Origin of the sequence: Nostoc sp. CHAB 5715, from assembly GCF_020829685.1 — a bacterium.
In the GTDB taxonomy this organism is placed as follows: domain Bacteria; phylum Cyanobacteriota; class Cyanobacteriia; order Cyanobacteriales; family Nostocaceae; genus Nostoc.
The window spans coordinates 1-6,206 of sequence record NZ_JAIVFR010000419.1 but is presented as its reverse complement, the minus strand read 5'-3'; the positions used below and the strand labels follow the sequence as shown (position 1 = coordinate 6,206).

At 44.4% G+C, this 6,206-nt stretch carries 3 protein-coding genes; 1 reads left to right on the top strand and 2 read right to left on the bottom strand.

Going from position 1 to position 6,206, the window contains the following annotated elements; all coding sequences use genetic code 11:
* Window positions 1–207: 207 nt before the first annotated feature.
* Window positions 208–2,565: a tetratricopeptide repeat protein gene (locus LC574_RS21890; RefSeq protein ID WP_229455600.1), complete on the bottom strand. Its 2,358-nt coding sequence runs from the start codon at window positions 2,563–2,565 to the stop codon at window positions 208–210.
* Window positions 2,562–4,406 carry a carbohydrate porin gene (locus LC574_RS21885; protein WP_229455599.1) on the bottom strand — a complete coding sequence of 615 codons (1,845 nt, stop codon included), beginning with the start codon at window positions 4,404–4,406 and terminating at the stop codon, window positions 2,562–2,564. Before LC574_RS21885 ends, LC574_RS21890 begins: the two co-directional genes overlap by 4 nt.
* A 239-nt stretch (window positions 4,407–4,645) precedes the next feature.
* On the opposite strand from LC574_RS21885, the gene LC574_RS21880 reads away from it, so the two are divergent.
* On the top strand, window positions 4,646–5,431 hold the full coding sequence (locus tag LC574_RS21880) for a hypothetical protein (RefSeq protein WP_229455598.1): 786 nt from the start codon (window positions 4,646–4,648) through the stop codon (window positions 5,429–5,431).
* Window positions 5,432–6,206: the final 775 nt, after the last annotated feature.

Genomic DNA, 6,206 nt, shown 5'->3' with positions numbered 1-6,206 from the left:
AAGATCGGTTAATAATCCAGTGAGATTTTGACTACTACCTTCAGTGGGGACGTTTGCTACCGGAGTTTGCTCATCCGGCGTTTTGGGGTTTGCTGCCGAGTAACTAGAGACACAGGCAGATAAACCAATCAGGCAGGTAATAGCTGCCACTTTTGGGAAGTACCACATCCTAAGAACAGTTTGATTTGTAAAAGATTTAAGCGATCGCTAATTTCTGTTTCGACGTTGATAGTCTTCCCAAGGGGGTTGAAATCCTCGTCGTAGCAGAAAGTCTGTTTGAATTTGCTGTATTTGCCGAGATGCATCGCTATCGTTTCCTCCTTCTGCGGCTGCTTCTAGTTGTAGTTGTTCTAACTGTGCCAGTGCTGTCAAAGGCTGATCTAAAATCGCATTCAATCCAGCAAGGGCGCGGCGTGTGCCTTTGTCTTCCGGTTTTTGTGCCAACACTTGAGCATAAATCTCCTGTGCCGATTCAAAGCGGCGCTGTTCAAAGCGAATTCCACCCAAAGCCGCTAGGGCATCGATGTTATCTGGTTGCTGCGCCAAAATATTCTGATAGGTACTGCTAGCCAAATTTAAATCACCTACAGATCGAGCCAACTCTGCCTGCAACTGGTATGAGTCAGAAGTGTTGGGAATACGGGCAATCAACTGCTTCATCCGCGCTTGTGCTTGGGCAGGATTGCGTTTTGCTATCACTTGTAATAGGCGCAGTTGTAGTGGTATGGAAGTAGGATCAGCTTCTAGCAGATAACTATATAAAGCTTCTTTTTGCGGATCAGTAGGCAGCGTTCCTAGCAAACTGTATAGTTCTGGAGGAGTATTGGTTGCAGGTTGTGTAGCTAACCAATTGTTGAGAACTGCCTCTGCTTCTGGTTGGGAGATCCGCTTGGCTTGATAGGCGATACTAGCACGCCCTAGTTGAATCGACAAATTTTGAGGATTGCGAGCTATCAATTGGTCATAAACTGTCACAGCCTCATCAAAACGCTTTTGTTGCAGTCGCACTCCAGCCAGTCCGCCCAAAGCAGCATCAATAATATCGCTATTATTTGGCTTGCTAGCAAGCACAGCTTGGTAACGTTGAGCGCTAGCTTCGAGACTACCCTCACGACGCTCAATTTCTGCTGCTAGTAATTGGGGTGCGAGGTCTTTAGCACCTGCGGGAGTAGCTGTGTAAGCTGCCAAAGCTTGCCTTGCACCATTCAAATCTTGGCGCTGCACATACATTTGCGCCACCCGGAAATTCAAAAATGGTACGTTCACCCCCATTTGTAAAAGATTTTGGTACACAGGTAAAAATTCTGGGTCGGGAACATCAATGTTCACTAAAGCATTAGCTAGCTGTTGCAACTGTACGCGATCGCTCGGCGCTGATTGTATTGCAGTAGCCAAACGCTGTTTCAAGTCATTTTTACCGAGTAAACCTAGCTGATTTTCCAAAGCTAATTGCTGCACCACCAGACTTTGATCGTTGGGAAATTCTAACGCCACGCGTCGATACAGTTGCAGTGCTGTTTGTCGTCCTTCGGGGAACCCAGTAAAGACATCAGCGACTTCGCGCAGTAGTTTGGGGGAAGGGTTGGGATCGGTTTGGAGTGCTTGACCGTAGAGATTGAAGACTTGCTGGGTGAGGGTGGGGTTATTGGTGTACTTGCGAATTTCATTAAGCGATCGCGCTAAGGGCAAAATCGCATCTGGCCTTCCCTGTAATACATCTAAAACCGCCAACGCTTGAGCTTGTTGTTGATTGGCAAGGTATGCTACAGCTAGTTCTTTACGGGTTTCAAACCCCATTTCGTTAAGTTTATTAGAGCGCTGCAACTGCGCTTCTAACACCTGTACTGCCCCTCCAGGATTGCCGGTTTCTCGTAAGGTGCGACCATAGGCTAGTGCTGCATAATCTGTAATGGCTTTGCCAGTGGTGCGGTAGCGGTTAAACAACTCCAGTGCTTTAGGAAAATCCCCACTGTAACTATAAGTTTGAGCTGCATCAACGACTGCCTTTGGCGTGGGGTTGTTGTTCAGCACGATTTGGTAATCTGCCAGGGACTCGCTTAATCGTCCTTGATAAGAGTAGAGTAGAGCACGGTAATGACGACCTTCTGAGTCGTTAGGATTTAACTCTAATAAAGTTGTCAGAGTCTCAATTCCTTTTAAGTTCCACTCAGGACGATAAGTAGCTAATATACCAAGTGTCTTTAAAGCTAGTTGGTTGTTGGAGTCTGCCGCCAGTACTTGTTGATAAGCACTCCAAGCTTCGGGAATACGTCCGGCTTTGCGATAAGCGATCGCTAATCCTAACCTAACTTGGGAAGATTGCGGTTGAGTTTTGAGGGCTTGCTGGAAGGCTGCGATCGCATCATTAATCAAGCCTTTTTTTAAGAATGCAAAACCCTTTTGTGCCGATGCTGATAAGCTCTGTGCTTGAGCGGGGGCAATGCTGACCAAAGGTGGCATAGTTAGCAAGTAAGTAAAAAGGAAAAATGAACAACTAAAAAGAGAACGATATTTAATTTTTTTAGCTTTTCCCTTTTGCCTTTTATCTATATTGTTTTGACTCATTGAGTAATTCTCCCTCTGGGAGTGACATCAAATTCTGATTTCACCCTGATACCGAAGACTGTTTCTGAGAAATCATCACGCGCTTGAACCGAAAAGCCTAGCCGTAGATTGTCAAGAAATTTAAAATCATAGAACATTTCCAATACATCAGGACGATCTCCACGACGGAGGCGATCGTTAGAGAGAGCGCGTCCATAAGCTATTCCTAGTCGGTCATCTGGGGTAAACAGATCCAAAAAACTAGCTCCTAAGACGTAAGTATTTGCACCCTCTCCTAAAGTGCGGTTTTCGTAGCGACCATAGCGCCCAAACAAACCTAACTTCAGATTGGGAATAAAGACTTCGGCGTTGAGGCCGTATGCTTCTTCGCGATCATTTTTATCAGGGCCAAATTGATTGTTACCTCTGGCAATGCTATAGCTTTCAAGGAAGCTATCACGAACACCGGCGTCGCGATCGCTGGCATAAGTACCACGAATAATTGCATTGCCGTAACGGACGCCGATTTCGCCAGCAAATCCATCTAAAGAAAAGTCACCGATTTTGTCTGCTGATGAAAAGACTGCCGCTTTGGCTTCAATATTGTCGGTGATACTCCAATCGGCTAACAAGCCAGTGCGGGAACTAATTCCTGTCGCCGCCAGTGCTGGGTTAGTTTGAAACACTGGATTAAAGAATTGACTGGCTCCATCTTTAGCAAAGCTGTTGCGATCAAAATAAGACGTTAAATCTATTTGACCGATCACAAACCGCAGATTAGGTACTCCTGCTAGTGAAGTCGCCAAATAAAGCTCGTTGACGTTCAAACCATCTTTTCGGGAGTCATCTAAGTTGCTGTTGCTGCCTTGGCTTGTTAAGTCCAGGGTTGCACCAATCAAAGCTTGAGGAGACAGTGGGTAGACTCCGGTCACTCTCGCCCGCGCTGAGGTGTCGCCGCCTTGGGTAATATAAACTCCTTGAAATTGTAAAGAGGGTTCCCTTAAACTACTGCTGGTCAGTTGGCGACGTTGTTGAGTAGTTATTGATGGGGTAACTGGCACTGCTGTGCTTGGAGTGGGAGTCGTACCGAGAACTGATGGTGTTATCTGTGGATTGAGTAATTGTTGATTAAAAGTTGGTGCTCCTGGTGCAGTAAATTCTGGCGTTGCAGGCAAGTTGGGAAGTGGTGGCAGGGGGGCTGTTTGAGAACTGAGTAGTTGATTAAAAGTTGGTGCTACTCCTGGTGCAGTGAATTCTTGCGTTGCATCCGAGTTGGGAAGTGTTGACAGGGGGGCTGTTTGAGAACTGAGTAGTTGATTAAAAGTTGGTGCTGCTGGTGCAGTTGATTCTGGTGTTGCAGACAAGTTGGCGAGTGGTGGCACGGAGCCGTTCATCTGTCCCTGCAATCCTAAATTAAGGTTAGAAGTGTCTCCACCTACTGTCACTCGTGGTGCAACAGAACTACGTGCTGCTGCCGGGGCTTTTCCAGTTACCTGCTGCTGGATGAAGGCACTCTCCATCTGTTGAAGATCGTTGACTGGTTTGGGTTCCACAACTTTCAACACTGGATTAGCGATCGGTGCAGCTGCTACACCAGTGGTTACGCGTGGAGGCGGCAATGTTTGCCACCCTGACTGAGATTGACTCTTATTGACGGGTAATTTAGACACTGGTAGCGGTTCTGCTAAACCCAATTGGTAGTCGATAGTCTTTAGCTGAGATGGGTTGACTTGAGCTGAAGATTTTTCGCTCACTGCCAGTACCCAGCAAATCGAGACGGCGACAGTACAAAGCAGTGGATAAACTTTGTGGTACTGGCTTGGAAAAGTAAATTTATAACAATCGGGTACTGTTTGCCTCATCAGCCTAGTTGGGTAACAACTACATATTTAGGTTATTCAATGTCGCTACTTTAGCAAACTAAATGAGTATTAACCACTAGATTGAATAAAGTTTGCAATTTTCAAATAATTGATTAAGAGTCGATAAAATTTGTTATTTTCAAAAATAAATTGGGCATAATAGGTAAAAACCTGAGCTATTTGCAAATAAATCGGCTAAACTGCCTTTTATCATGAAAAAATTTGATTTTAAGACTATTTTGACCAAATTTAAAGCTTTGTATCCTACTAATATCCAGATAGGCACTTGCCTAATACTTTTAGCTGCCAGTTATGGCTGTATTCAAAAAGCACAAGAAAAGGTGGAAATGAAAATCGGAGATATACAACCTATATCAAGTAAAGGTGTATACAATATCGTCGGTAGTACCAATCTGCCCGAATCTAGTAAGATTACAGTGGGCGCTGTGCGTTATTTGCGTCCAGTATTAGGACAAACAGAAGCCTTACTCAATTCAGACAAGAACATTAACCGTTCAATTCTGGCTCGTCAAATTGTGGAAGTGAAACAGGAACAATGGGAGGCTGCGCTGAATCTGTGGCAAGTTTCACCCAATGGTAGTTTCCAAGAGGTCTGGCAAGCAAATCCAGCACAAATACGACTGTTTCCAGAAGGTGGCGTTACATTTGTAGCTATTTTCGATCCTGCTACTCAGTCGGAACAGCCAGATAATCAAAATTCTCAAAAGTTGAAGTTAGAAAATCAACAGCTTGAAAAGCTTGAAAAGCTTGAAAAGCTTGAAAGCAAGTTGATTCGCTTTACTAACGAAGGTGAAAAATATTTACAAGTTAGCCAAACTTTAACAGTACCCCTACCTACGGGGAAAACAATACCACCTCGTCGGCAACCGGAAGACTTGAATGGTGGTTGGGGAAACCGATATCAAATCCCGCCGCAATCCATAGCTTCTAAAAGTACCTTACCTCCACCGATTAAAAATAGGCAAACCAATGCCTATCTGACTCCTTCAGAGTTTCTTAGGTGAGAATTATAGCGGTTCTCAGTTGAGTAGGTACAGAACCTCACCCCCAACCCCTAAGAGCTCTTCGAGCTACGGTGTACACACAAGTGCAATTTACGGTTAAGTCTCATAACCCCTGAGATACCTCACCCTGGTTTTACTACGTAAAACCTGTCCCTCTCCTTACTAAGGAGAGGGATTAAAGATAAGACAGGGTGAGGTTTTGGAGGACTTTTGGGTAATTAGATAACTTGTGTGTACACCTCCCTGCTCTTCGAGAGCTTGCTCTGAAATACCTCATTTGATTAGGAAAAGCTATAAGATGGGCATCAAATCCATAAAATAATCCTGTCTATCTACCCCTACCCTACTTCCTACTTGATTGAGGACGGGGTACTGTACAGGGCAAACGCATCATGTCAACAAGACCCTTTGATTATCAATAAGCTTAAAATTAGTCGCATTAATTGCTGCTTATTGACAAAGATTTTGGCGATCGCTTTGGGCTTGGAAAACAAATCAAACGAGAAATGCTGATTTTTTCGTTGGTTTTTAAGATTGGTCGTGATCAGGAGTAATTTAGATGCGTTTGCCCTGGGGTACTGTAGCCTTCCATCGCTCTCTTTTTGATAGATAAAAACTGGAATACCAGCCTCAATATGAGCGCTGGCATCTAGATATTAATTACCCAATAACCACCAATTCAGTGGGCATTGATTTGAGTAGATTTTAAAGGACAGTATTATAGTAAATCTGAAATTTAGCTGGGGATTCTACCTCAACATTTGTTGCTTGAGAC

Bases quoted from the DNA above. Each gene is read 5' to 3' on its own strand.
- LC574_RS21890 (WP_229455600.1), bottom strand. From the start codon at position 2,565: ATGAGTCAAAACAATATAGATAAAAGGCAAAAGGGAAAAGCTAAAAAA.
- LC574_RS21885 (WP_229455599.1), bottom strand. From the start codon at position 4,406: ATGAGGCAAACAGTACCCGATTGTTATAAATTTACTTTTCCAAGCCAG.